Source organism: Hymenobacter sp. YIM 151500-1 (assembly GCF_025979885.1).
In the GTDB taxonomy this organism is placed as follows: Bacteria; Bacteroidota; Bacteroidia; order Cytophagales; family Hymenobacteraceae; genus Hymenobacter.
Map to the genome: position 1 here is coordinate 3,878,374 of NZ_CP110139.1, position 25,547 is coordinate 3,903,920.

Here is a 25,547-nt window from a genome sequence, read left to right on the forward strand (position 1 = left end):
GCAAAAGGCTGGTCCGGATGTCCGGGCCAGCCTTTTGCGGGTTAAAGCTTTAGCTGTACATCACCAGTGGCCTGGCCGAGCAGTCAGAAACAAGACGAGTGGCTGCAACCAGGAAAATGACAAGCGAAAGGCAGGCAGCTGTTTCCGGCTGAAAAGTTTTGGCTCCGGACCAGAAAGCAACACGAGCCGCAGTACTAGAAAGTGCCTTTTAGGCACGTTGGGTAGACGCAGAGCCGTAAGGCCGAAATAATATAATCATCAAAAAGAAGTACAAGCCTGGTGAAGCGTACGTAAAGCCCCATATTTGTAGGCCGGTACCCCGCGCGAGTGGACCGGCACCGGGCAGTGGTAGACGAAAAGTCTTATATTGCCTCAGGGGTTCGACGGCAACAGGCCCGTATCCCGGCTATGGTACGTGAGTAGCAAGTGGCGGCTCATGCTTTCTGATTGTTCATTCAACCCCTTTTAGCTGTGCGGCATCTACTACTTTGTTCATTAGTCGGGCTGGGTTTCGTTGGTGCAAAACCCGCCGCCTTTTCAGCTGCTGCTGGTGCGAGTTTGGCGGGTGCTTCGGTACCTGCGCTGGTACGTGGTGAGCGGCCGGCTCCTGCTCAGGGAGCGGGCACGGGCCTGACGGCTTCCTACTTCAACAATGGCAGTCTGGCGGGCACGCCCATGCTCACGCGTCTGGACCCGCTGATTGATTTCCGCTGGGCCAAGGCGTCGCCGGCGCCGGGCCTGCCCGAAGACAACTTCTCGGTACGCTGGGAGGGCCTGCTGGCTGCGCCAACCACTGGCGCTTACCGCTTCGTGGCGCAAACCACCGACGAGGTGCGGCTGTGGGTGAACGGCAAGAAGGTGCTGGACACCTGGGATGGCAAACGCTCCGGTGGTGCGGCCACCGTAAGCCTGGCCGCCGGCGAGAAGACTTCTATCAAGTTTGAGTACAACGACCCCGAGGGCGAGGCCAGCATTCAGCTGCAATGGGTGCCGCCGGGACAATCCGCGCAGGTAATCCCAACCAGCAACCTCTACCCCCTGGGCTCACCCACTACCCCCGACCCGGCTGGTGCCGTGGCGGCGGCTCCTGCCCCGGCAGCCCCGGCCCCGGCACCTGAGCCAGCCCCTGCTCCCCAGCCCGCACCCGCGCCCCAGCGTCCGGCTAAAGTGGCCAAGGCTCCCAAAGCAGATGCTGCCGACCCGGCGGCAGCTCCGGCCGACGTAGCGGCTAAGCCCGCCCCGGCCAAGCCTGCCAAAGCTGCCCCAGCTCAAGACGCGCCAGCCCTGGCTCCGCCTACGGCTGGGGTATACATGCTTCGGGTGCGCTCCACCAACCAGGCATTGGAGGTAGGCGAAGGCCGCCCCGCTACCCGCGCCGAGCAGATGGCCCTGGCCGCAGCCGGCCGCAACCCCGCCCCCCAATGGCGCCTGGAGCCCGCCGCTGATGGCTACTACCGCCTGCTGGTGCAGGGCAGCAACAAGGTGCTGGAAGTGCTGGGCAGCTCTACCTCCAACGGTGCTCCGCTGAGCTTGTGGAGCTTTTACAGCGGCAACAACCAGCTCTGGAAAATTGAAGATGCCGGCAATGGCTACTACAAGCTTATCGCCAAGCACAGCCGCAAGGCCCTGACTTCCAAGGATTCCGTGGATGGTGGCTTCCAGCAGTGGCGCTACGCCAACCGTGAAAACCAGCATTGGAAGCTGGAGCCAGCAACGTCGGAGCAGGTGCCGGTGGCTGCTGCCGCCCAGCTGACGCGGGGTGTGGGGGCGCATAAGCTAAGCGTGTACCCCAACCCATCCAACGGCATTGTGCAGATGGTTTACCAGCTGAAAGAAGATAAGCCCCTGGGTTGGGTGCTCTACAACCAGCGCGGGGTAGCTGTGCGAGTGTCCGACTACCGTAAGCAGGCTGCCGGCCCCCATCACCAGACGCTGGACTTTACGGGCTTGCCGGCCGGAGACTATTACCTCAACCTCACCGTCGGCATCGACAACACCCGGCATCAACTCTCAATTCGCCGCCCCACGGCCGATGCTGCCTCTAACCCTGACAGCCCCGACGCTGCCGCCGGCACCGCCTCACAGCCGAAGTAGACGGGCCAGTTTGAGTTTGACACTACAAAAATCCGCCGTGACAGCCGAAGGGGTGCCACGGCGGATTTTTTATGTCAGCATACAACACGAGCCTGCCGTGCAGCATCCGGCCGAGCCGTACCGGCCAGCGTATGGCTGTTCGCTGAACTGTGTATTGATTTCGTTTTGCTGGTGCGCGTTACCTCATTCTCTCCAAAAAAGAGGCTGATAACACTGAATGGCACATTGCCTTACATACGCATACTCCACCCAGCAACTGCACACTAAGGCCCGCAGTGCGGTGCTAGTGCTATGTGCAGCCTTGCTACAGCAGGGCAACTTCCTGCTTGCGGCGCGGAGCCAGGGCAGCGGCCACTTTGCGCTGGGCCTGGCGCAAGGCCTCGGCGGAGGGCTGGTGGAGCAGGCGGGTGAGGCCGGGCTCGGAATGGTGGGGGTCAGCGTCCCAGAGGCCGGCGCGGTGCCAGGGCGTAAGGTGGTCCCAGTCGGGCCGGTCGATGATGGGGTAGAGGCAGACGCCCAGCAGCGGCACGCCGGCCCGCAACGCCGCCACCGACTCGCGGGTTATCATTTGTAGCCACTGCGGGCGATGCTCGCCGGGGTGGCTGGTTTCGGTGAGCACCACGGGGCGGCCGTAGCGGCGGTAGGCCCGGTCGAGCAGCTTGTGCAAGGGCTTGAAACGCGGGTCGCGGCCTTCGTTGGCCCAGGGCAGCTTGTGGTGCGGGTCCAGCTGCCACTGGTTGTCGTAGTAGTAGTTGAAGCCCAGCAGGTCGAGGTATTCCGGGCGGCCCCCCAACTCGGGGCACAAGTAGCCGGCCAGCATGTCCACGCTCTGAAACTGGTGAATGTCGAAGTCCCGGGCCCGGTCCCGCTCGTGGCGAGGAGCCCCCAGGCGCGGCACAATGTTGATGAGAGGCTCGGTGGTCAGAATGCGGATGCTGGGGTCGGCTTCGCGCAGGGCGGCCACGCCCTCGATGTAGGCCCGCATCAGGCCGCGCTTCACTTCCCAACCCTGGCCCACGCAGTAGGGCGAGGTGCCGCGCACGTCGCCGCCCAGCCAACTCATAAAGCTCACCTCGTTGATGGGCGTGACGATAAGCACGTCGTCGGGGCGCTGGCCGCGGTAGAAATCCACGAAAGCCCGGCACAGGGCCGCAAACCGCCGTGCAAACATGGGGTGCAGGGGCGTCAAGTCGTCGGGGTAGCCGAAGTGGCACAAGTCCCAGACCTGCTGCACGCCGTGGCGCTGGCCGGCGTCGAGCAAGGTTTGCACGGTGCTCCAGTCGTAGTGGTAGGGCGTGCGCTCCACCTGGCTCCAGCGGATACCCTCGCGGGCCGTACTCATGCCTTGCTGCTGAATAAGCTGATAATCAGTATCGAGCAGCTGGAGGTGGCCAGTCAGGGTCAGGAAATCAACCCGGTGGCCAAAGGCGTTCTGCTGGTCGGTGCATTCAAAACCAGCCATCCAGAATGAGCGGAAAGGAGAGTCGGCGAGGAAAGGATGGAGCATAGACAAAGGCTACAAAAAGCCGTCCGGCAACCGGCAAGGCTCCCGGACGGAAACAAGAAAGAAACCGCCACCTTTCAGTCTGATACGCTGAAAAGCGGAAAGACCTCAGGCACCAGCAAGGCACCCGGCGTGGCCTGCTGGGTGGCCGACACGGCCGCCGCCGCTATTGGGGAGGCAGAAAGGTACGGCCGTACCCCGCCGGTGCGCTGCCCGTGGTACGCAGGCAGTGGAACCGAGGTTCCAGCTCCGCCGTCGAACAATTGTCCCGCGTCCGGCTTTTATCTGCCAAGCCCTTGCCGCCTATGTCGCACGCCCCCGCTGCTTCGCCATCATCTGCTCCCACTCCGCCCCCGCTGCGCCGCCGCCTGGGGTTGTGGCAGGCCACGGCCCTGAACATGATTGACATGGTAGGCATCGGGCCCTTCGTGACCCTGCCGCTGGTGATGGGGTTTATGGGGCCTAACTTCCTGCTGGCCTGGCTGGTAGGCGCGGGCCTGAGTCTGATGGATGGGCTGATTTGGAGTGAGCTGGGCGCAGCCCACCCCGAGGCCGGGGGCTCGTATCGGTTTCTGAAGCTGGCCTACGGGGAGCAGAAGTGGGGGCGGCTGCTGTCGTTTCTGTACGTGTGGCAGACGCTGGTGCAGGCCCCGCTGGTGGTGGCTTCGGGGGCTATTGGCTTTGCGCAGTACTTCGGCTACCTGGTGCCGCTGCGCGAGTGGTGGCAGCCCAAGCTAGTGAGCGGGGCCGTGGTGGTGCTGCTCATTGCCTTGCTCTACCGCCGCATCGAGGACATTGGGCGGCTGGGCGTGCTGCTGTGGGTGGGCGTGCTGGGCCTCATGGGCTGGCTGATTTGGGGCGGCCTTACGCACGCCACGCACCCGGTAGCCTGGCTGCCGGAAGGCGGCGTAGCGGCCGTGCCGGGCGTGCTGCTGGCCGCCGCCACGGGCCAGGCCACGGTCAAAACCATCTACTCCTACCTGGGCTACTACAACGTGTGCCACCTGGGCGGGGAGGTGCAGGAGCCGCACAAGCTGATTCCGCGCAGCATCTTCCTGAGCATTCTGGGCATTATGGCGCTGTACTTGCTGCTCAACTGGAGTGTGGGCTCCGTTATTCCGTGGCAGGAGGCCCAGCACTCCGAGTTTATCGTCAGCGCCTTTGTGGAGAAGCTCTACGGGCCGGGGGCGGCGCAGGTAGCCACGGCTCTGGTGCTGTGGGTGGCGTTTGCCTCGCTGTTTGCGGTGCTACTGGGCTACTCGCGCATTCCGTACGCCGCCGCCGCTGATGGGGAGTTTCTGCCGGTGTTTGCCCGCACCCACCCCACCAAGCAATTTCCGCACGTGTCGCTCCTGCTGCTGGGAGGTGTGGGGTTTGTGTTTAGCCTGCTGTTCCGACTGGGCGAGGTTATCAGCGCCATTCTGGCCATGCGCATCCTGGTGCAGTTTGTGGGCCAGGCCGTGGGGCTGGTGCTATTGCGGCGCCGCCGGGGCACCCAGGGCCTGCCGTTTCGGATGCCGCTGTACCCGCTGCCGGTGGTGCTGGCCGTGGCCGTGTGGCTGTGGGTGTTTGTGAGCACCGGGCCGGTGTTTATGCTGTCGGGGCTGGCGGTGATTGGGGCGGGGGTGTTGGCGTTTCTGCTCTGGAGCCGGCGGCTGGGGCGGTGGCCGTTTGCCTCAGAACGCTCTTCCAGAGTTGACTCCCCGCCTGCCTGATGCGGCAGAGGGCCGCGCCTCCTCAACGTCCAGGCCCTGCGAGAAGTAGCTTGAGGAGCTTCTATAAGCTCGCCTCGCCAACTGCGGCTTTACACCGAACGTTTTACCAAGGCCCATTCAATGGACAGAACGTAAGAGGCATGAATCACAAGAGTTTCGATATTTTAAATCACGAAAGGTTTGTTGCCCAGTATATGGACACAACCACCAAAGCTTTTCTGTTTCAGGTAAGTCAACTACAGATATACCCTTTGTCTATTGCTTCATCCTTTATAAAGTCGCCCACGCCTCTTTTTAGGGCAGATTACAACTTTTTGCTTCTCTTTTTGAGTGGTGGTGGGAAGCAGCAGGTTGATAACGAAATCCTTGAAGCCGGACCGGTTTTCGCCGGAACGAGGGTGCCAGAATAAGGCTGTGCGGAAGTCAGCAAACGGCAATCGGTCCGGTGGACTCCACAAGCCACTGGACCGGAGCGCACATTGTTCGTAAAGTGCTGTAAGGCTTGCAGAAGTGCAGGTGCTGCCTGATGAAAGCCAATGAGTTTGAAACTTTAAAAACCGGAAGCAATGCTTAGCTACAAGACCTTGGTTTTTATTCTTCTCCCGCTGGCAATGGCGCTGTCTGCGCCCGAGTCTTTAAGTCAGCAGTCAGCATTACGTATTGAAATAGTAAATATTCAGAAGAATAAAGGGAAAGTTATTGTTGCCATCTACAAAGACAAGTCTGGCTGGCTACAAAATCCTTATAAAACAATGATTATAACCGCGGATGAAAATTCCAAAACCGCTTCATTCAATGTGCCATACGGTAAATATGCCGTATCTATTTTTCAGGATATAAATAACAATGATAAGCTAGACCAAAATTTCTTAGGAATCCCAAAAGAACCGATAGGCTTTGGAAACAATTACAAGCCATTAGGTATGCCAAATTTTGAGTCTGCTGTAGTTGAACACAGCCTCGCATCGAAACCGGCAGCAATTAAGCTGGCTAGTATATTTTAAGGGGACCTGACAACAAAGATTTTGGTAGGAAGCAGAAGGCCTGGAGAGTAGCGCACTGTTTCCGGCAGCAACTTCCCATGTACCGTGCGGGCTTTGCCACGGAATATTGTCAACCCGTTCGGGGTTGGTTACCGGCGGCGGTGAGGTGGCTGAGTCTTTGGGTACTCGGTTCAGCCTACCCACTTCTCGTAGCAGAAAAACCGCAGGCCGGGCCGAAACGCCAGGGTGATTTCGCCGACGAAGCGGTAGCCCAGCTTGGGGAACAGGCACTGGGTGGCTTGGTTTTCGGAGTTGGTATCGACGCGGAGCACGCGCAGGTTCTGCTGGCGGGCCAGTTCCTCAGCCTGCCCGAGCAAGGCCGCAGCCAGACCCTGGCCCTGGGCGGCGGGGTCCACGGCCAGACGGTGCGTAACGAGGGCCGGCTCCAGCGGGTCCCAGTCGGCTTGGGCGTACTCGGGGTCCTGGTCGTTGTGGGTGAGGGCAGCGGCGGCGGCCACGCGGCCGTCCAGCTCGGCTACCCACAGGTGCCCGCGTTCCAGGTCGCGCCGAAACACTTCCTCATTGGGATAATCAAGCGACCATTGCTGGTTGCCGCTGGCCTGCATCAGCGGCACCACGTGGCGGACGATGCGCAGAATAGCCGGCAAGTCGGCGGCCGTGGCCGGGCGCAGGGTGAGCATGGAGGAGGTAGAAGTGAGAAGGTAGAGGCGAGAAGGTAGCAAGAAGAACCTTAGGCAATAGTCGCTGAATAGTGCCTGTAAAGTTTTGCCGGGCGTTGGCTGGAACAACTTATGCCAAACCAACTCGTGAAAATATGCGCCGCTTTGCCTTAGCCGCAACCTTACCACGCTGTGGAAAGCTACACCAGCAACGCCTGTTTCGAGCTTGGAGCACAGGAATCGGTTTAGGAAGTTGTTTAAGGCATCTGTGCCCGTCCTATTAAGCGCAGCCGAAGCATGATGGTACAGTAGTTTCTTACACAGCTTCACTAAAAAGGGCTGCCCCAACGGAGCAGCCCTTGTTACGGTGCGAGGCAAAAGCCTGGCGGTTATTTCTCGACGGTGAGGCGCTGCACGCTGCGTTCAGTGCCATGCTCCACGGTGAGCATGTACACGCCGTTGGCCAGGCCGGTGAGCGGCAGGCGCAACTCCTGGTGGCCGGCGGGCGTGGGCTGAGTGAAGTTCACCACGCGGCGGCCCAGGGCGTCGCGCACTTCCACGTGGGTATCGTGGGCGCTGGAGGCTTCCAGGCTGATGGTGGCTTCGTCGCGGGCCGGGTTGGGGTAGAGGCGCACGTTTAGCTTAGCAGCCCGGTTCTTCGACTTGGTGGGCTGCTGAGCGGCTACGTTGGCCGTACCGGCCGGCACCACTTCAATGCCGCTTACCGTGGGCTCACCCGCGGCGCCGTAGTCGAAGCGCAGGAACAGGTAGCCGGTGGAGCTGGTCAGGGGCTGGGCCGTGAAGGTGAATTCGCGCACCACGGCCTTGTTGGGCCCACCGGCTGCCGCCACAATGTCGAAGTTGCTGAGCAGGGTAGTGGAGGTGCCCCCGCTGAACAGCAGCACGTTGAAGCGGCGCTGGCCCACGCTGGTGTAGTCGATTTCGGCGAAGTGCAGGCGCACCGTGTAGGTTTGGCCCGCTACCAGGCCCGACGTGATGCGGTACACAACGGGTATGTTGCCGGTAGCTTCGCGCTGGGTCTGGTACACGGCCGGGGGCGCCGGGTTGGTTACGCCACTCACGTCGATGGCCGCCGTGGTGCCGGAGGCTACCCCCGTAGGGCCCTGGTTGGTGAAGAAGTTATCGGCCAGGAAGCGGCCTTCGGGCCGGCCCCCGGAGTTGAGGGCAATGAAGGGCAGGTTGCCGGGGTTGCTCTGCCGCAGCATGTTGAAGTCCAGCTGCCGCTTGCTGAGCAAGGCGCCCGAGTAGCTCACCTGGAAAACTTCCTGCCCAAACTTTTCGAAGTACGTGACGGTGATGGCGTGCAGGCCGGCCTTGAGCCCGATGTTGGCCGAGCGTTCCTGGGCGGAGTGCAGGCCGTCGTTGTTCACCAGCAGCTGGTCGCCGATGTAGAGCTGGCTGCCGTCGTCGGAGTTCAGATAGAACGAGTAGGTACCATCCTCGGGAATTTCCACAAAGCCTGTGTAGCGGAAGGCAAACTGGTCGTTCCGGTCGCGCGGCGACAAGTCGAGGGCAGCATTGGAGCCGCTCTTCACCGGGGTGAGGGCCGCGAAGTTGGGCAGGGCATCCCAGGTGCCTTCGTAGTAGTCGTAGCGCAGGCCGGCTACCGTGTTGGCCGGGTTGTCGGCGGGCCGCAGCGAGGCCGCGCCGCTGACTTGCAGGAACAGGGCCGACGCCGGAATTACCTGCTTGCTCAGGCCCGGCCCGGCGTAGCTCACATCCAGCACCTGCCCGCCGAACTTCTCGAAGAAATCGACGGTAATGGCGTGCACGCCCGCCTGCAAACCAATAGTGCCGGAGCGTTCCTGGGCTGCGTGCAGGCCGTCGTTGTTCACTACCAGTTCCGTACCGATGTAGAGACGGGAGCCGTCGTCGGAGTTGGTATAGAAGGTGTACACGCCGTCCTGAGGCACCTGCACGTAGCCCGTGTAGCGGAAGGCAAACTCATTGTCGCGGCGGCGCGGGGCCAGGCTGAACGTGGGTACCCCGCCGCTAACCACCGGGCTTATCGTGGCAAAGTTGGGCAGGGCGTCCCAGGTGCCTTCGTAGAGGTAGTATTGCAGCCCCGGATTGGAGCCCACAATACCTTCGGGCACGCGCAACGAGGCATCGGTGGCGGTGAAGTTGAGGGTAAGAGCCTGGCCGGCCGTGCCGCCGGCATTAGCCGCCGAGTAGGGCGTAGCCGTGAGCGTATGGCTGCCCACGGTTGGCGTCCAGGGCAGATAGTCCGTGGCTCCATTGTCGCCGGCAATGGCGTAGGGCACGAAGCTCTCGGTGCGGAAGTTAGCGTTGCCGTCGTAGGCAAACCGCACGCTGCCCACGGTGGCCGGGTTGGTATTGGCCCGGATGCTGAGGTTGCGCGTGGGCAGAGTAGCCAGATTAAACACGGCCCCGGCCGGTATCGGGTCGAAGCCGCTGATGGGCTGGTCGGTGTCGGCGTTGATGAGCGTGAAGCTGGTAACGGCCTGGGCGGCCACCGCCCGGAAGGTAGCCGTGTAGGTGGCGTCGTCGGTGGGGGTGGCAATGGTTTGAGTGGCGCTGCCGCCCTGGCTCCAGCTCACAAATTCATACGTCACGCCGTTCACGGTTTGCGGGCTCACCACGCCCAGGGTGCGCAGCACGCCTTCCACGCTGGGCACGGTGGCCGGCGTAGTCAGGGGCTGGCCTTCCAGGGTCAGCTGCAAGCCGGCCGGACTGGTGGCAAAGGTGAGGGTGGTGAGGCGCGGCTGCAAGTCGCGGTACACCGTGTGCGTAAGGCCGCCGGCGTCCGTCACCGTCAGGTAGAGGCGGTAGAACACGTCGGTTTCGGTGTGGCCGACGTTGGGAATGGTGAACGTACCGGTTTTGCTGCCCTGGTTGAAGGGCGTGCCGTCGTGCACGTGCACGTTGTGGTGCAAATCTACGCGCCAGCTGAAGGCGCTGGCCGGCAGGGTGCCATCCTCGGCATCGGTAGCCTCCCCGGAAAACGAAAACGTGGTGCCCGCTACATAGGTGGTGCCCTCGGCCGGGGTCAGAATCTGGGCGACGGGAGCCGTGTTGGGGGCTGTAACCGTGAGTGTGGCCGCCGCGCTGGTCACGGAGCCAGCCGCGTTGCTCACCACCACCCGGTACTGCCCGGCGTCGGCGGCCGTTACGCTGGCAATGGTATAGGTGGCGCCAGTGGCCCCGCTGATGTTCACGCCGTCTTTCTGCCACTGGTAGCTGAGCGGGGCCGTGCCCGTGGCCTGCACCGTAAAGGAAGCCGACTGCCCCGGCGCCACGCTCCGGCTGGCGGGCTGGGTGCTGATGCTGGGCGCCGTGGCCGGAGCCGTGTACACCACCCGGTACAGGGCCCCGGCGCTGCGGCTCAGGTAGTAGAGGTTGCCGTCGACGCCGGTGGTGAGGCCCACGGCGTTGCCGGGCAAACCGGTGGCAAACGCCGAGCGCACCGCCGTGCTGCCCGACACGTCGATGTAATTAATCCACTGGTTGCAGAGGTCCTGGTAGAAATACTTGCCGGTGTACTGGCTGGGGTAGTTGGTGCTGGCGGGGTTGAAGAAGGTGCCGCCCGTGATGGCGCAGCCGCGCCCGTCGCCGGAGCCGTGCTGGTAGCTGAACACCGGCGCCGCTACGTTAGCCGCCGTGGTGGGGCCCTCCGTGGCGGGCCAGCCGAAGTTCAGGCCGCCGCTGGTGGCGTCGTTGATTTCCTCCCAGGTGCTCTGGCCCACGTCGTTGACGAAAATGCGGCCCGTGGCGGGCTGAATGGCAAACGTGTAGGGGTTGCGCAGGCCGTAGCTCCACACCCGCTTTTTCTGCTCGGTGCCGGTGGTGTAGGGGTTGTCGGCGGGGGCTGAGCCGTTGGGGTTGAGGCGCAGCATCTTGCCGTGGTAGGTGTCCAGGTTTTGGGCGTGGCTGGTATTGGCATTTTCGCCGATGGCCACGTAGAGCTTGCCGTCGGGGCCGAAGTTCATGGCTCCGCCGTTGTGGTTGGTGGCCGAGCTAAGCGGGTCCAGGTCCAGCAGCACCACCTCGCTGCCCGCCGCGGCCACGTCGCCAGCGGCCGTGAAGCGGCTGATGCGGTTGCGGCTGCCGTCGGCCAGCGTGTAGTAGAGGTAGACGTAGCCGTTGGCGCTGAAATTGGGGTCGAGGGCAATGCCAATCAGGCCCCGCTCCCCGCTGGAGTTCACGCTCAAACTCACGAAGGGCGTGCTCAGCAGGCTGCCGTTCTTGATTACGCGCAGGGCCCCGGCCTGCTGCCCCACGAAAATGCGTCCGTCCGGGGCAAACGCCACTACCGTGGGGTTGCTGATGCCGTTGGCTACCTGCACCTGGCTGAAGCCCGTGGGAAAGGTCTGGGCCCAGGAAACGATGTTGAGCAGCACCCCCAGCAGCACGAGCAGCCAAAAGCGCAACAGCTTACCCGTCGCATACGGACGCGGCCGGCGCAGCGCAGCCGGGGAAAGTGGCAAAAGTGTTTTCATAGGGTTTGGGTAGAAAGTGGAACATGAACTCGAAGCGCAAAGGGTAAAAGAGAGCAGGAAATAGAACTAGATGAAGATAGGAATTTACTTTACCAGATGTATTATGAAATTTCGGTTATTTCAAGAGCAAATAGTTAATAACCAACAAGTATTGCCGAGCTGAAACATCACCGGACGCCCCATTTGGAGCGTCCGGTGGTGTTTGCTTACATGCCTCAAGCACGAGCGGGGCCCATAGCGCAAAGTTTTCGCTTCGCGGGTCGTTGTTGGTAGCCGCGCCGCTTATTTCGTTCTAGCGACGCGCGAAGTGGGGCTTCGCGCTACAAACCCGCTGTAGTACCCAGCGCACTGATAACAGGCGGTTCTGCTTCATATAGAAGCTGTTTAGAAAGTCGCTAGCCCGTCACGCTGAGCGCAGCCGAAGCATCTCTACCTCTGGCTAACTCCTGACGCCTGCTCAACGAAGCGGGAGAGATGCTTCGGCAAGCTCAGCATGACGGTCTTTCGACTTCCTAAACAGCTTCATTGCTTGTAAGCAGCCCAAGCAAAACAGTCTAAACACCAGACTTTGTCGACGGCTACCCCCGGCGCAGCACCTGGGCGGCTTCTTTGGCGAAGTAGGTGAGAATGGCGTCGGCGCCGGCGCGCTTGATGCTGAGCAGCACTTCCAGCATGGTCCTTTCGCCATCGAGCCAGCCGTTTTGGGCGGCGGCTTTCACCATGGCGTACTCCCCGCTCACGTTGTAGGCCGTCACGGGCAGGGTGGTGTGCTGGCGCACGTCCCGAATTACGTCGAGGTAGCTTAGGGCGGGCTTCACCATCACCATGTCGGCGCCTTCCTGCTCGTCGAGCTGTAGCTCACGCAGGGCCTCGCGGCGGTTGGCGGGGTTCATCTGGTAGGTTTTTTTGTCGCCGCGCTTGGGGGCCGAGTCCAGGGCGTCGCGGAAGGGGCCGTAGAAAGCCGAGGCGTACTTGGCCGTGTAGCTCATGATGCTTACGTGGCTGAAGGCGTTGCTGTCCAGCACCTCCCGAATCCAGGCCACGCGTCCGTCCATCATGTCGCTCGGCCCGATGATGTCACTGCCGGCGCGGGCCTGGGCCAGGGCCATCTGCCCCAGGATCTCCAGGGTGGCGTCGTTCAGAATTTCGCCCGACTCGGGGTCTACCACGCCGTCGTGCCCGTCGGAAGAGTAGGGGTCCATGGCTACGTCGGTCATCAGCACCACGCCGGGGTACTGGCGCTTGATTTCGGCAATGGTTTTCAGGTACAGGCCGTCGGGATTGGTGCTCTGGGTGGCCAGCCGGTCTTTCACGGCGTCTGGCAGGCCCGGAAACGGGGCAAAAGCCCGGATGCCCAACTCCACGCACTGCCCGATTTCGTCGAGTAGCCGGTCGGCCGACAGACGGTAGATGCCGGGCATGGAGTGGATTTCGACGGCCTGGTTCTGCCCTTCAATCAGAAAAACCGGGTAGATGAAGTCGTTGACGGTCAGGGTGTTTTCCTGCACCAGGTTGCGAATCACCTCCGACTTACGGTTGCGGCGGGGGCGGTGGGTGGGAAGTAGCGGCATAGCAGAACAGAAGATGGAACAGAGCGAAACAGCCGCCGCAAAGGTAAGGTTGCCCCGATTGGCGAACTGCGGCCGGGGGTGGCAGTGCTTATGGCTACAGGGTCTTACCCGAAAGCACCACTTTTTCCTAACCCCACGGCACCCCACGCCCGTACGTACCAACGGCCACAGCGGCTGTAGTCACTCACTACTCAACCAAACACAACCTTTAGCTATGAGCAACAACAAGAAGAATGTTGACCAGCCCGGCGAAACGTTCGGGAAAGAAGTTGGCGGCGTAAGCGGCCAGCCCGACGGCCCCCACGAAGGCCCCGTAGCCGGCGGCGCCGACAACACCCGCGGCGAAAACAAGCCCAGCCGCGAGAGCCACAGCGGTGGCGCCAAGAAAGGCAAGTACGACCCCGAAGAGCACAGCCCCCAGGGCTCCCACGCCAATTCCTCGGATGAGCGTGGCGCCGACAGCTCCGACAAAGAGTTTCGCAACAACCAGCCCAACGACAGCACCTCTCAGGCCGGCCGCCCCAACCAGGGTTCCTAGGCCAGACCTTCAGGAAGTAGTTGAAGATAGTTTTTGTAGCGGCCAGACGGAGTAGGGACGCAGCATCCTACATTCTCCAATTGCCGAATGGCACCAGTTTCGCCCTTGTGGTGCGGACAATGAGACGCAATATCTTGTGTCTCTACACAATCCAGCCGATTGCGTGGCTAACCCAATCAGCTCCGAAAGCACAACAGGCCCTCCGTTTCGGAGGGCCTGTTGTGCTTTAGAGAATCTGTTTCAGCTGCATCTTATTCCTGCTTATGCCAACCGGAGGCTTCGGCTTTGGTCAAGGTAGCGGGAGTGGCTTGGGGGCCTTGTGAGTCGTGTAGCAACACCACGCGGGTGTCGGCGGGCTGCTTGAGCAGGGCCAGCTGGCGGTTTGGGGTGCCTTCCAGCGTTACGCGGCTGATCTGGCAGCCGGCTAGCAGGGACACAGCTCCACAAAAAACAAGCAGACGAGTAGCAGCAGCGCGCATGGCAAAGGGCATGTAGGTGTGCTGCAAAAGTAGGGGTGCCGCCAGGCCTCGACTGAGTTATTCGTTAAATGCTGAGCTGGGCTCCATCAGCTAGGACATTTCCTCGGTCGGCACGGCTGCCAATAGCACCCGATTCAGGCTGAGCCTCCTACTTCGTTCGCGCCGCGCCGGCCCATACGATGCACAGCACCAGCCCTACGCCGGCTGCCAGCGCCACCGGTGGCCCTAGCCACAGCAGTCCGGCGAATAGCATTACCCCGAGGTAGCCGGCTTCAGTGGCAGCGTGTTGAAGCAGGCTGCCAGCCCCCAGCCACAGTCCGCCGCACCCCAGCAGAACCAGGGCGCACAGGCTGCCAAGCAGCACGGGGGCCAGGCGTCGCTGCCGGGCGGGTCGGGGGCGGTTTATCATCGGGCCAGATCAATCGGGTACAGAAGCCGCGCAAAAATAGAAAAGCCCGCCGCAGCCCACCGCAACTAACGCGGCGGGCTGCGGCGGGCCTTCACAGAAGAGCTGAGAGGTAGCAGCAACAGCCATCAGCTTTCAACCGAAGAAATTGCCGGCTTACGCTCACATCTCACCCCTAGCGTCTCACTTCCGATAACCTAAAACTCTAGAATTGTCTGCTCAATCACGTCGCAGGCTTCGTGGAGCTGCTCCTCGGTGATGACCAGCGGCGGGGCAAAGCGGATGATGTCGCCGTGGGTAGGCTTGGCCAGCACACCGCGTTCCATCAGCGTTACGCACACGTCCCAGGCCGTGCGGCCGTCGGCAGCAGGGCGGATAATTACGGCGTTCAGCAGGCCCTTGCCGCGCACCAGCTCCACCACCTCGGGGCGTTTGGCTTGCACGCGGCGCATCCGCTCCCGGAACACCTCGCCCAGGGCGCGGGCGTTCTGAGTCAGCTTCTCATCCAGCAGTACATCCAGGGCGGCACGCAGCACCACGCAGGCTAGCGGGTTGCCCCCGAACGTGGAGCCGTGCTGGCCGGGCTGAATGGTAAGCATGATTTCGTTGCGGGCCAGCACCGCCGACACCGGCATGACGCCCCCACTCAGGGCTTTGCCCAGGATGAGAATATCGGCGTGTACGCCCTCGTAACACACGGCCAACAACTCACCGGTGCGCCCCAGCCCGGTCTGGATTTCGTCGGCAATGAACAAGACGTTGTGCTGCTTGCACAGCGCCGCGGCTTTGGCCAGGTAGCCTTCCTGCGGCACCACCACGCCGGCCTCGCCCTGAATGGGCTCTACCAGAAAGCCGCACACGTGCGGGTCTTGCAGCGCATCTTCCAGGGTCTCCAGGTCGTCGTAGGGCACCACCTGGTAGCCGGGGTTGTAGGGCCCGAAGCCGCCGGTAGAGTCGGGGTCGGTGCTGAAGGAGATAATGCCGGTGGTGCGGCCGTGGAAGTTGTGCTCGGCCACCAGAATGCGGGCCTGGTTGGGGGCAATGCCCTTCTCCTGGTAGCCCCACTTGCGGGCCAGCTTAAGGGCAGTTTCCACAGCCTCGGCCCCGGAGTTCATCAGCAGGGCCTTGTCGTAGTTGAACAGCTCACAAAGCTGCTTTTCAGCCGGGCCCAGCTGGTCGTTGAAAAAGGCCCGCGAGGTAAGCGTGAGGCGCTGGGCCTGCTCGGTTAGCGCCCCAATAATGCGCGGGTGGCAGTGCCCCTGGTTCACGGCCGAGTAGGCCGACAGAAAATCGTAGTAGTGCTTGCCTTCCACGTCCCACAGGTGCACGCCCTCGCCGCGGCTCAGCACCACCGGTAGCGGGTGGTAGTTGTGGGCGCCGTAGTGGTCTTCCAGGGCCATCAGCTCCTGGCTGCGGGTGCGGGTAGTGGTAGAAGTAGAAGGAGCGGAGTGGGTGGTAGTAGCCATGGGTGGCGGGGATAATGCGGTGGGAAGATCAGCTAGCCAAAAGTACGCAAAAACGCCGCACGCGGCCGTGGCGCGTGCCGCCTCGCTCAACCATAACCAACCCCGACGTAAATCCGTGTAACGCTAAACAAGTGCTTGAAGCTCAACCATATAAAGGACGAGCTTGTGGGTGCTGAAATTACTGAGCAGCTACCTTTTTCTTCTTCGTATGGCTTCATCTTCTTTTGCCCGGCGGCATCCCGTGGGCACCGTTTTGCTTGGGTTACTGGTGCTGCTGCTAGCCGCCGGGGGCTGGTGGTACGTCAAAAACAACAATGGCAAAGGACTCAAGTCGACTCTGGTGGAAGAAGGCAAGGAGCTGCTGCCCACTCTGGAAAACACCAACCTGGCCATCCGCAACATCACTCCCGACTCGCTCAAGGCTCAGGTAAAGCTGGATTTGCGCAACAACATGCCCGTTACCCTGCGCATCGACAGCTTCCGCTACCAGACCCGCATCGACGGCGACTTGCTCACGCAGGGTGCCAAAGACCGGCCCACTGTGCTGCACGCCGACTCGCTCAGCCACATCGACATGCCCCTGAATCTGGACCTGAGCAAGGTGAAAGACAAAATCAAAACCAGCCAGCAGGACTGCGTGACTGTGCAGCTGGCCATGGACCTGTATACGCGCTTGCCCGTGGCCGGCACCCAGAAAATACCCGTCACCATCAGCAAGCGGGTGTACGTGCCCAAACTGCCCAAAATCGAGCTGGCCGACGTGGACGTAACCGACTTGGGTCTCAAAAACGGCGAGGCCATAGCCCGCTTCCGCATCACCAACTACAACCCCTTCCCGATTACCATCAAGCAGGTCAATTACCGCTTCCGCGTGGGTGGCGACGATATGGACATCCGCGGCACCGAAACCAAGGACGTAACCTTCAATGAGCGCGGCACTGAGATAATGCCCGTGCACATCCGCTTCCAGCCTAAAGCTCTCCCCAAAGTAGCGTTCAAAACGCTATTTAAAGCCAAAAAAACGCCCTACGACCTTACAGGAGCCGTGCTAGTAGCCGCGGGTCGCCACAATCCCGAGGACATGAAGGTAAACTTCAACACCTCCGGCACGCTGAAAGACCTAAAGGAAATCCCGCAAAAAAAGTAGGCTGTAGCGCGAACCTGGTAGTGTGCGTGCTCTCGCGCTGTAACAAGGATACTTGTTCTACAGGCGCACCGGTACGCGAATTATCAAGTTCGCGCTACACCACGCGCTACAACCTACCTTTGCGGCCTATGGAAACACTACACCACCCCGATGCCCCGCAGGCTGTTGGGCCTTACGCCCAAGCCATTGTGGCGGGCGGCCTCGTATTCTGCTCCGGCCAAACGCCCTTGGTGCCTGCCTCCATGCGCATCGAGGCCACTACCATTGAAGAGCAAACCCGGCAGGTGCTGCACAACCTCAGCGTGGTGCTGTCGGCCCGCGGGGTGGGACTGGCGGATGTGGTGAAAACCACTGTGTTTCTGAAAAACTTTGCCGATTTTCAGCGCATGAACGCCGTGTATGCCGAAGTGTTCGGCGCGCACCGCCCGGCCCGTACCACCGTGGAGGTGTCGCGTCTGCCCCTGGATGCGCTGGTCGAAATCGAGTGCATAGCTGCCCTGCACGCCTGATGGACCCACGCATGGCCGCCTTCCTGGCCCAACCCCTCCGGCCCGGCGACTTCTACCACACCCCGGAAGGCTATATGGTCTTCACCGAGCAATACCACCGCCGCCGCGGCTTCTGCTGCGGCAGCGGCTGCCGGCACTGCCCCTGGCGGAAAGAGGAGAAAGGTGATGATGGGAAGAAATAGGTGATGATGCCAGTACAGCAAAGCTGTTTAGGAAGTTACCCAAACAGCTTTGCTGCACTGGCATTATTGTACGCAAGGGGCTGCTTCAATTTCATCTCTTGTAAACTCATGACCATCTGAGTAAGAATAGCGGTACACGTTTAAGTATTTATTGGTGCCAAGCTGGGTGCTGCTCTCACATTCTATCGTCGGCTTTTCGCAGTGGTCAACAATCCACCGCTCATCAGCCGTGCAGGTGGCGCATTCTAGTGATGCTCCTAGCACTACCCATCGAGTTTGCCCATACGTAGGGCTAGCGGAGTTGACGTCTTTTTCTTCTTTTTCTTGCTGGCCGGTTGGTGAATTATCAGGGTTCATCTTACACCTGATGTTTTCTGTTTCTACCCACGTAGGCGCCTTCATCTGAGCGTAGTTATACTGGGACTCTTTGACAATCCGGCGTTCTGCTCCAGCTGTGCTGCCTGGCTTCGTCAATATTTCTTTGTATACTCTAGCTAGCTTGCCAGCCGCATCATACTCATACTCAGTATAGAGGTTATCATTATCAAGCGTATATGTCATCTGCCCGGTATGCCCATCGTAGACATAAGCGGTAAGAGGAGCATCTACAGGATGAAAACGGAAGTCGTCCACGTACACCGAGCCTGAGCCAGCGTTTCGGCATCCAACAGTTAATTGCTTGCCTGCATCTGAGTTAGGTATTTTCACAAATAAGTGAAGCAGCAGCCACTTACCAGCCCGCTTGGTAGCGGCATCCGCGATGCTCATTTCCTTAACTGTTGTGCCATCCAGGGCCAAGTACAAACGGGCACCTTGAGCATCACTATTGTCGTACACCCATACACTGGCCCGGTAATTCCTATCTGTGCTGATGTCTTTTGTATTTCCTACAGTTGCCTTATAAGTAAAGCCCAACTGCCCGGCTGTGAGCAAGGAACTGTACAAGCCCGTATGCTTCTGGTCAGAGTTTCGCCGGCCAGCGTCGCGCACTTCGCCACCAAAGTGCGTACCATTACTTGTCGGATATTGATCTTCGGCACCGGAATATGCTATTTCGGTGTAACGAGCATTGACAGCCGACGCAATGGAATATTTCTGGTTATACCCTGATTTTTCGGCGGCGGCACTACCATTAATATCTTTGGATTGTAGAGGACGGGAGAACTGATCATAGTGTGTAATTTCTCCCTGCTGTATCCAGCCCGCGTTTTGTCCGGAGGCAGTAGGCGAGGTCCAGTTGAAAGGAATGAATCCAGCCAAGGTGCCATCAGGGTTCAACTGTTTGCCCTGCCAAGCAAACGAGCGGTGCATGCGCCACACTCGGTCTTTTGTTGGTGCAGCAAATTCTACATATTGGTCGGTAGCAGCATCCAGTTTGCGGTAGGTAGCCCAATCCCGTCTCCACGTAGCAACTGAGGCCGCCACGGGAGCCAATGAGCCATCAGGTAACACTTTGCTGACAGAGGAGGCTGCTATTTGCGAGAGCATGTTTTTGTTAGATGCACTAAACCCAACAGACCCCATACCCTCGTAGCCGGGGATTTTGTATGCGGGTACCTGCGTGTTCCGGAACTGCACACCCAGGGCATCTATTGTCTTTGAAGATAAAGGAGCAGCTGTTAGGAAGTCATAAGACAGAGTCCGCGACGAGGTTTGGATACCGTTGCTGATGGTAGTGGTTCCGATTAAGTAAGTCGGTATTACTGTCTTAATACTCTTATTAACTGAGAACCAGCGAGCCTCCGAGTTATCCGTTGATTTGGTTATTTCGCTGAGCAAAGAACCTTCTGAAAAATACCCTTGGTGCGCAATGCCAGCATCGTTTTCGATATCATTCGTGTAATTATACACAACTTCGCGCTCCATAGTACCACGCTTATCGAAGCTACGTACCCACTTCGGTTGACCGATCAGGGCTGTGTTGATTCGAGTTAGGTTGTTAGCCATAGACAGGCCTACTTTGGCAAGCTTAAGTTCACCAAGATTTCCCTGAGTTATATAATGAGGATAGTTAGCAGTCTCAGCAGTGAGATGTTCACTGTCTACTTTAGTCTGGCTAATCATATCCAGACGCGGGGTATGGAAGCTGTAGACTGTACGTGTGTCGAAGGCATTATCATCCACCTCCCCGGCAGCATTGCGGAACCGGCCACTCAGTTCGGTAACTTCACTGTATAATACAGGAGTAGCGGGATAATCAGGATCTGAAAGTTCCGTGTGTGTTATATACTCAGCTTTTGGCAGGTGCTTAGCTTTCTCAGGCTCTTTAGATATTACACCTGTAGAAAAGCAACCTTGGCTCGAGCAACTAGAGTATTGGTATTTGGTCTGTTGCGTGTTCCCTTTTTCATTACGTACTAACAGTTTAGCTACGCGGATGTCACCACCATTTTTACTTACAGATAGATTTGTCTCAAAGGTAAATTCTTCGAAGCCCTCATATGAATTTGTGGGAACATGAATTGAAGGGTTACACTGTGCTAAACCAGCAGGCACCGGTCCTCCTGGATAAGGTGCTCCTAGTGCTGTAGGCGGTTGAGATATTTGCAAAGTTCTTTCGGTGACATCGGCTATTATATGGTCTTTTTCATAATCTGTCGCGCAGTATACAGTAGTATAACCTCCGCTTGGACTACTGCTAGGCACTCGGTATCGATTATTTAATCTTCCTTTGATATGAAGCACATCACCTTTTTTAAACCGTGTGCGCAAGTCAAAGCCTTCTGGCCCACCCGTGAATATTCCGCTAGGTCCATAAGAACTTCCTTTATCCTTAAATATTACTCTCGTACTTTCTAGACCTGACACGGAAGCGTATTGATCCCGCTCATATTCAACCTCCAACGTCGAGCCCAGTGGATTGTGTAAACGTTTCAGTGACCAAGCTGAGCCATCTTCGCTAGCTTGCGTTTGCCCCTTAGCGTTTACGGAGACCATATCATTGTTCACGAACAGACTACCGTTCTGTGTTCTTTCACGCTTATAGAAACCGTACGCATCATACTTATGCTCGTCGTATATAGGGTTGAAGCCGTACTCGAACTTAAAATCAGGAATCAGCTTGGCGTTGTTAGGTCCTAGTAAAGCTACGCTTTCCAGCGTCAGTTTGCCTTTCAATTGGCTTTGCAGGTTGCTAGCGCCTGATTGCGGAGCCGCTTTAGCGCTGGCGAAGGAATTAGATGTTTTGGGGCAGAGCCTATACGTATAATTGAATACCACTCGCTTGATAAGCTTTTGCTCCAAATAGCTCCGGGCAGCGGTATTGCTGCTTAAGTCAGCCGGGTCGAATACTTTCTCAAAAGAGTCGTGGGCGCTCAGCAGGGCAGCGTTGCGTTCAGCGGCATTATTGGCCGTGTTGGTGCCAAACCCATACTCCGTTTGCAGCCTCTGGTAGTCTTCGTTGGTCAGCAGAATGATTTCATTTAATCTCAATGAAGATGCCGGCTCCTTTTCTTCAATGTCCAGATCAGGATTGCGGGCGGTGCTGCCTGTGTAGTGCCCACGGCCATCCAAGCGCACATCTTTGACGAAAATGGCCGTATGGCTTCGGGTAGAAATGGAATTGAGGTAATAGGTCTCCTTATAGCCTTCTGAATACGCCCCATAGGTGGGCGCTGGTGAGCCGTCGGGCAAAACGCTGTACCCATTATCAATTATCGCATTGCTGCGGTACGGAGTGCGCCATTTGAACTGCGACGAAAACTTACCGTACTCAAACTTGATCCAACGGCCTTCATCCTCAGCATCCAGTACCCCTATAGTGCCTTTATCCACGAAATCGGGGCCAGTAATGGCCGTGAGCAGCCAAGCTGTGGCATACGCATATCCGGAATTGGCCAAGCCCATTCTTTCGCTGGTATACTCGGCGGGGTTGTTGATATTCCACGACTTGGAGTGTTGGCCGTAGTGGTAAACCGGCAAAGCAAAGTGGTAGCGGGTGCCATCTTCAGCTGTAATAACGAAAGCCCCAATTCCCTTGGCCGGCAGGCCAGCCCGGAAACGGTTGGGCACTGTCACCCAGTTGTCTTGGAATTGAGGAATAGGCCGCTCGTCGCACCGGTTTGAGCCGCACGGGTTGATATAGCCGATCAGAATGCGTTGGTTTACGCGGTAAGATTCCGGCTTAGCGAAATCCAGGAACTTGCCCTGAGCCGCGGGAGCCTTATTGCCTTCCTGAGCTATTTCCTCATTTGTAAACCAGTGCACTTGACGCCCTTGAGCCAACTGGCCATTATTCAGGCCGTAGCGGTTAGGGGCTGTGCGAGCAGCATTGTCGTACAGAAGTGGGTCCTGCAAGGTAAGTGCGCCCTTTCCCGACCATTGCTGCGTGATGCCCAGACGGTCTTTGTTGGCGCCGGTTCCCTGGTGATGCTCGTAGGTGTTGGAAGCACTTCCCTCGTAAATAAACTCGGGCTTGGTTTGCGAAAACGGAACAAGGTTGTATTTAAAGTGCTCCTCGTTCATTTGCCGCGGAAAGGCCACCGAGCCTACGTCGAGCCGGTAAGGCCGAATGTTGCCGCCAATGCCTGGGCCCATCACCGTGAAGGCATCATACGCAACACTGATGGGACGCATGCTATTGTTGTGGTAGCTGTCGAAAGGGTCGATAGGCAGCGAAATGTCAGCAGCTTCCTCCATGCGGTAAGAGGTGCTTTTGTTACTGGGGCGGTCGTCGACGTAGAATACAGTAGGCTTTTGAGATGTAGTGGCACCAACTCCCTTATACATATCAGGCCCAAATTGCCGCTCGGGAGCAGTGGGGCTAGCTCCGGCCCCCAGATTGCGGAAGTACAAGGGGCCGTACATCTTTTGGGTGTTACTGTTGTCGATAAACATCCAGTAGTTGGTGTAGCTCCAAAAGCTGAAACCTTTTTTCTCATTGCGCTCAGCCACGCGCATGTACCCACCCGCTTTGGACGTGGGGCTATGCAGGGCATTGGCTACCTGTGCAACCCCAATGCCTACGGCTGAGCTGAATGCGGTTTCAACACCAATGGCTGCGGCTTTACCTGCAATACCCGTACCTGTGGCTTGGAAACCCATAGCGTGGGATACGGAGCCAGCAGTGCCAGCCGTTGCCACGGTCATAATAGCCATAGTAAACCGCATGGGGTCAAAGGTCATGCCTTTGCCATTCTGGTAGCCGATGCCTGCCAGAGAGCCACTGTTAAGTCCGTTTTTCCATCCTACAGTGGCTATGCCAATATCCACGTTGCCCACGTGGCCATCTTGCGAATCCCAGCCCATGTTCACAATGCCCTGGCGCATGTACCATCCGCGGCGGCCGGGGTTCTTGTTGATGAGCGCCATCGGTTCCCCGTTGGCATCGTCGGGGAACTGGTTGACGGTGCGCGTGATGGCGCCGGCATTCATGCTCCAGCCCAGCCCCACCCAGGAGGCCTCCTGGTTTAGGCCAATACCGGCCCGGTAGTGTAGCGGCAGCTCAAAGCTGCCCTCTGGCCCCGGTATCTCCAGCACCGGAATGTTGAACCGAAAGTTGCCTGTAGACACATCTACCATCTCCAGCGGCCCACCCGGCGCATAGGTGTTGAACTCACTCTGGCCGGGGCTGTTTTGGGCGTGGGTGAATAAAGGAAAAGTTAGGAGAAGTAGACTTGTGAGGGTGTGAAGGTGTCTCATTGCGGAGTAATCCATTAGACATCAATTTCTTTCAACCAATTATCAAAGTATTCACCATCTAATTTGTAAACACTAACCGGTATAGATATATTAAATTTGGATATCCTTTTTAGTAAACTGTTGCTCAGTATCTCAAAATTACATTGATCATCACGATAGTAAACTTCAATTGATAATTGTATATCATTAACTCCATGTTTGGTCAATAATTCGTAGTTTTTCTCAATGAAATCAACAAACCAATCATCGTATTCTAGTAGACTATACTGAAGCCCATAACGTTTTTTTGGCCCAATTGATATGTACGCGTATGCGCTTTCTGTCTCAGGATGTTTTGCTATTTCAACATCATTTGATTGGATTTCAATTTTATCAGGATTGAATGCTTCTCCTGAAAAATAAAATTTATACTTAAATATAATACTAATCATTCTACAATCTTTCCTCTTAATACAGCTGTTATCTTATTTTTAATTTTTATAAAATAATCAGAATCAATATCTATATCACTGTTACTTGAACTGTCACAATTTATATACAAACGATAATTTTCAGAGAGGTTAATTATAATATCAAATGACAGGTCTAATTCTATAGTTAGAATGGTTTTATCAACAAGTTTATCCAGATTTTCTTTTATTTCAGATTCATTATCCCTCCATGTGCATAAATATGCATCTTTAAAGAGTAGTTTCCAAGAGCAAAATACCATAATCATGTCGCTTGTTTCTCTATTCAGTTGATCTTGGTTACAAGAAAAGTACATGGTAAAAATAGAGCCTGTGCCTATTCCTGCTTTAACTTCATATACTTGTTGACCTTCTATTTGAAGCAAATAGTCTTTCAAATCCTTTTTTGATAAAAATTTCATATGTCATTTTGCTTTACTTGGCCAAAGTTCTAGAATTTCTGCCCCTATTTCTTTGCGGGTCAGTCCCCGTCCTGTAATCTGGTCATGCAGTTGTCTCTGTTCATTTCTGTCTAGTTTATATTTTTTAACTAATGATGTAACTTGTTCATTAATCTTCGTATTATCTCCTTGCGGATTTTTTTTGAATCCTCCTTCTCCTAGTTTCCCTCTGCTTTCCAGCATAGGCTTAGGTCTGGTTAGAGCACTCCATGCGGATGTCGTTACTCCTGCACCATAAACAACCCCAGCCGTACTACCAGCTAGAACTGCGCCACCGGGCACAGTTCCAACGCCAGAAATAACCAAAGCTCCTCCACCTGCCTGGCCTATTAAGCCCGCTCCTGTCGTAACTAAGCCAATCCCAAGCCCAGTAACATGTCCCATCGTCTGCCCAAACCCAGCAACACCATCTAGTTCTTGCAATTCTGGAGTACCGCGAGTAAAATAACTAGGTAATCCCAGCCCCATGTCATTTCCCAGCGCATTGTAGAAGCCATAAGTGTATTGCCCAGCATAGAAGGCTACATGTCGAGCGGCATCTAGCCCTAACCGCATATAGGCTCCAGATGCTACACCTCTTACTACTACTTCGCCTATAGTACCTCCATTAAGAGCTGTTTGGACAGGACCTCCCCCACAGCACCATCCGCCATCGGGGTCCGTGCTGGAAACGGGGTTATTGCCCATGCCCACATAGGGCGAAGCAAACTGCCCATAGGGGTCATACGACATCCACCGTCCGAGGCGGCTGTGGTAGAGACGCAGCTCGAAGCTCTCGTAGCCGGTCTGCTCGTCGCGCTCGGCATACTGGCCCTGGTAGCCGTGGCGGTAGCGCTTGCTGCCCACCACGTAGTTGAGGCCCGTGAGCGGGGAGCCGTAGGCGTACTGGTGCTGCTCCTGCACAATCATGCCGCCCGTGTGCTCCACCTGGATGTCGTCGAAGTACACGAAGTAGTCACGGTGCTCGCTCACCACGGCTACCTCCAGCGTGCCGGCTTCGGGCACGCGCACGCCCAGGCGCACGGGCTGCCAGCTGGTGGCGGCCGTGGCTGGCACGGGCTCGTACTGCTCGTCCACCACGTCGCCCTGCTCGTTGCGCAAGACGTAGTGCAGCCGGGACCCCAGGCGGGTACCCGTAGCCCAGGTAGGGGCGGCGAGCGGCCGGGAATGGCGGGCTGTAGAGACGCGCAGACGAAATGCGGGATGGGGCATAGCGGTGAAGTAGGGGGAGGCCTGGGGGAG

General features: G+C 57.9%; 18 protein-coding genes. 7 read left to right on the forward strand and 11 right to left on the reverse strand.

What is annotated here, in order from left to right:
• The first annotated feature begins 558 nt into the window (after positions 1 to 558).
• Positions 559 to 2,094, forward strand: a complete 1,536-nt coding sequence (locus tag OIS53_RS16160) for a PA14 domain-containing protein (protein ID WP_264679607.1) — start codon at positions 559 to 561, stop codon at positions 2,092 to 2,094.
• A 304-nt stretch (positions 2,095 to 2,398) separates the two neighbouring features.
• Here the strand turns inward: OIS53_RS16160 and OIS53_RS16165 are convergent, their stop codons facing one another.
• A complete protein-coding gene (locus OIS53_RS16165; RefSeq protein WP_264679608.1) occupies positions 2,399 to 3,601 on the reverse strand; it encodes a glycoside hydrolase family 1 protein in 1,203 nt (400 codons plus the stop codon).
• 302 nt (positions 3,602 to 3,903) lie between these two features.
• Between OIS53_RS16165 and OIS53_RS16170 the strand changes: the two genes are divergently transcribed.
• Together OIS53_RS16170 and OIS53_RS16175 are read left to right on the forward strand one after the other, a co-directional pair.
• Positions 3,904 to 5,313 (forward strand): APC family permease, encoded by a 1,410-nt coding sequence (locus OIS53_RS16170; protein WP_264679609.1) that lies wholly within the window; start codon positions 3,904 to 3,906, stop codon positions 5,311 to 5,313.
• A 584-nt stretch (positions 5,314 to 5,897) separates the two neighbouring features.
• Entirely contained in the window at positions 5,898 to 6,317 is a 420-nt protein-coding gene (locus OIS53_RS16175; RefSeq protein WP_264679610.1) for a DUF2141 domain-containing protein, read from the forward strand.
• A gap of 170 nt (positions 6,318 to 6,487) precedes the next feature.
• On the opposite strand, the gene OIS53_RS16180 is transcribed toward OIS53_RS16175, so the two are convergent.
• The 3 genes from OIS53_RS16180 to hemB all read right to left on the reverse strand — a co-directional run bounded on the left by OIS53_RS16180 (position 6,488) and on the right by hemB (position 13,028).
• Positions 6,488 to 7,039, reverse strand: a complete 552-nt coding sequence (locus OIS53_RS16180) for a GNAT family N-acetyltransferase (protein ID WP_264679611.1) — start codon at positions 7,037 to 7,039, stop codon at positions 6,488 to 6,490.
• 326 nt (positions 7,040 to 7,365) lie between these two features.
• Positions 7,366 to 11,457 (reverse strand): PQQ-dependent sugar dehydrogenase, encoded by a 4,092-nt coding sequence (locus OIS53_RS16185; RefSeq protein ID WP_264679612.1) that lies wholly within the window; start codon positions 11,455 to 11,457, stop codon positions 7,366 to 7,368.
• 578 nt (positions 11,458 to 12,035) lie between these two features.
• Positions 12,036 to 13,028 (reverse strand): porphobilinogen synthase, encoded by a 993-nt coding sequence (gene hemB, locus OIS53_RS16190; protein WP_264679613.1) that lies wholly within the window; start codon positions 13,026 to 13,028, stop codon positions 12,036 to 12,038.
• Between the two features lie 214 nt (positions 13,029 to 13,242).
• Between hemB and OIS53_RS16195 the strand changes: the two genes are divergently transcribed.
• Positions 13,243 to 13,566, forward strand: coding sequence for a hypothetical protein (locus OIS53_RS16195; protein ID WP_264679614.1), 324 nt, complete (start codon positions 13,243 to 13,245; stop codon positions 13,564 to 13,566).
• Between the two features lie 251 nt (positions 13,567 to 13,817).
• Here OIS53_RS16195 and OIS53_RS16200 read toward each other — a convergent pair whose 3' ends face one another.
• The 3 genes from OIS53_RS16200 to rocD all read right to left on the reverse strand — a co-directional run bounded on the left by OIS53_RS16200 (position 13,818) and on the right by rocD (position 15,917).
• A complete protein-coding gene (locus OIS53_RS16200; RefSeq protein ID WP_264679615.1) occupies positions 13,818 to 14,003 on the reverse strand; it encodes a hypothetical protein in 186 nt (61 codons plus the stop codon).
• 190 nt (positions 14,004 to 14,193) lie between these two features.
• Entirely contained in the window at positions 14,194 to 14,454 is a 261-nt protein-coding gene (locus OIS53_RS16205; protein WP_264679616.1) for a hypothetical protein, read from the reverse strand.
• Between the two features lie 194 nt (positions 14,455 to 14,648).
• On the reverse strand, positions 14,649 to 15,917 hold the full coding sequence (gene rocD / locus OIS53_RS16210; RefSeq protein ID WP_264679617.1) for an ornithine--oxo-acid transaminase: 1,269 nt from the start codon (positions 15,915 to 15,917) through the stop codon (positions 14,649 to 14,651).
• Positions 15,918 to 16,125: 208 nt separating this feature from the next.
• On the opposite strand from rocD, the gene OIS53_RS16215 reads away from it, so the two are divergent.
• The 3 genes from OIS53_RS16215 to OIS53_RS16225 all read left to right on the forward strand — a co-directional run bounded on the left by OIS53_RS16215 (position 16,126) and on the right by OIS53_RS16225 (position 17,755).
• On the forward strand, positions 16,126 to 17,064 hold the full coding sequence (locus OIS53_RS16215; protein ID WP_264679618.1) for an LEA/WHy family protein: 939 nt from the start codon (positions 16,126 to 16,128) through the stop codon (positions 17,062 to 17,064).
• A 128-nt stretch (positions 17,065 to 17,192) separates the two neighbouring features.
• Positions 17,193 to 17,573 carry a Rid family detoxifying hydrolase gene (locus tag OIS53_RS16220; protein ID WP_264679619.1) on the forward strand — a complete coding sequence of 127 codons (381 nt, stop codon included), beginning with the start codon at positions 17,193 to 17,195 and terminating at the stop codon, positions 17,571 to 17,573.
• Complete coding sequence (locus tag OIS53_RS16225) at positions 17,573 to 17,755, forward strand: DUF5522 domain-containing protein (RefSeq protein WP_264679620.1); 183 nt, start codon at positions 17,573 to 17,575, stop codon at positions 17,753 to 17,755. Before OIS53_RS16220 ends, OIS53_RS16225 begins: the two co-directional genes overlap by 1 nt.
• Before the next feature lie 63 nt (positions 17,756 to 17,818).
• Here OIS53_RS16225 and OIS53_RS16230 read toward each other — a convergent pair whose 3' ends face one another.
• From OIS53_RS16230 to OIS53_RS16245, 4 genes are all read right to left on the reverse strand, one after another.
• Positions 17,819 to 23,266 carry a hypothetical protein gene (locus OIS53_RS16230; RefSeq protein WP_264679621.1) on the reverse strand — a complete coding sequence of 1,816 codons (5,448 nt, stop codon included), beginning with the start codon at positions 23,264 to 23,266 and terminating at the stop codon, positions 17,819 to 17,821.
• A 143-nt stretch (positions 23,267 to 23,409) separates the two neighbouring features.
• The gene (locus OIS53_RS16235) at positions 23,410 to 23,826 is read right to left on the reverse strand and encodes a hypothetical protein (protein WP_264679622.1); all 417 of its coding nucleotides are present in this window, start codon (positions 23,824 to 23,826) and stop codon (positions 23,410 to 23,412) included.
• Positions 23,823 to 24,266, reverse strand: a complete 444-nt coding sequence (locus OIS53_RS16240; protein ID WP_264679623.1) for a hypothetical protein — start codon at positions 24,264 to 24,266, stop codon at positions 23,823 to 23,825. The genes OIS53_RS16235 and OIS53_RS16240 overlap by 4 nt, the downstream gene beginning before the upstream one ends.
• A 3-nt stretch (positions 24,267 to 24,269) precedes the next feature.
• The gene (locus tag OIS53_RS16245) at positions 24,270 to 25,517 is read right to left on the reverse strand and encodes an RHS repeat-associated core domain-containing protein (RefSeq protein WP_264679624.1); all 1,248 of its coding nucleotides are present in this window, start codon (positions 25,515 to 25,517) and stop codon (positions 24,270 to 24,272) included.
• Between the last annotated feature and the right edge of the window lie 30 nt (positions 25,518 to 25,547).

What these genes read in the sequence shown, in the direction of transcription:
- OIS53_RS16165 (WP_264679608.1), bottom strand. Translation starts at nt 3,601, where the DNA reads ATGCTCCATCCTTTCCTCGCCGACTCTCCTTTCCGCTCATTCTGGATG.
- OIS53_RS16170 (WP_264679609.1), top strand. Translation starts at nt 3,904, where the DNA reads ATGTCGCACGCCCCCGCTGCTTCGCCATCATCTGCTCCCACTCCGCCC.
- OIS53_RS16185 (WP_264679612.1), bottom strand. Translation starts at nt 11,457, where the DNA reads ATGAAAACACTTTTGCCACTTTCCCCGGCTGCGCTGCGCCGGCCGCGT.
- hemB (WP_264679613.1), bottom strand. Translation starts at nt 13,028, where the DNA reads ATGCCGCTACTTCCCACCCACCGCCCCCGCCGCAACCGTAAGTCGGAG.
- OIS53_RS16195 (WP_264679614.1), top strand. Translation starts at nt 13,243, where the DNA reads ATGAGCAACAACAAGAAGAATGTTGACCAGCCCGGCGAAACGTTCGGG.
- OIS53_RS16205 (WP_264679616.1), bottom strand. Translation starts at nt 14,454, where the DNA reads ATGATAAACCGCCCCCGACCCGCCCGGCAGCGACGCCTGGCCCCCGTG.
- rocD (WP_264679617.1), bottom strand. Translation starts at nt 15,917, where the DNA reads ATGGCTACTACCACCCACTCCGCTCCTTCTACTTCTACCACTACCCGC.
- OIS53_RS16215 (WP_264679618.1), top strand. Translation starts at nt 16,126, where the DNA reads ATGGCTTCATCTTCTTTTGCCCGGCGGCATCCCGTGGGCACCGTTTTG.
- OIS53_RS16220 (WP_264679619.1), top strand. Translation starts at nt 17,193, where the DNA reads ATGGAAACACTACACCACCCCGATGCCCCGCAGGCTGTTGGGCCTTAC.
- OIS53_RS16225 (WP_264679620.1), top strand. Translation starts at nt 17,573, where the DNA reads ATGGACCCACGCATGGCCGCCTTCCTGGCCCAACCCCTCCGGCCCGGC.
- OIS53_RS16235 (WP_264679622.1), bottom strand. Translation starts at nt 23,826, where the DNA reads ATGATTAGTATTATATTTAAGTATAAATTTTATTTTTCAGGAGAAGCA.
- OIS53_RS16240 (WP_264679623.1), bottom strand. Translation starts at nt 24,266, where the DNA reads ATGAAATTTTTATCAAAAAAGGATTTGAAAGACTATTTGCTTCAAATA.
- OIS53_RS16245 (WP_264679624.1), bottom strand. Translation starts at nt 25,517, where the DNA reads ATGCCCCATCCCGCATTTCGTCTGCGCGTCTCTACAGCCCGCCATTCC.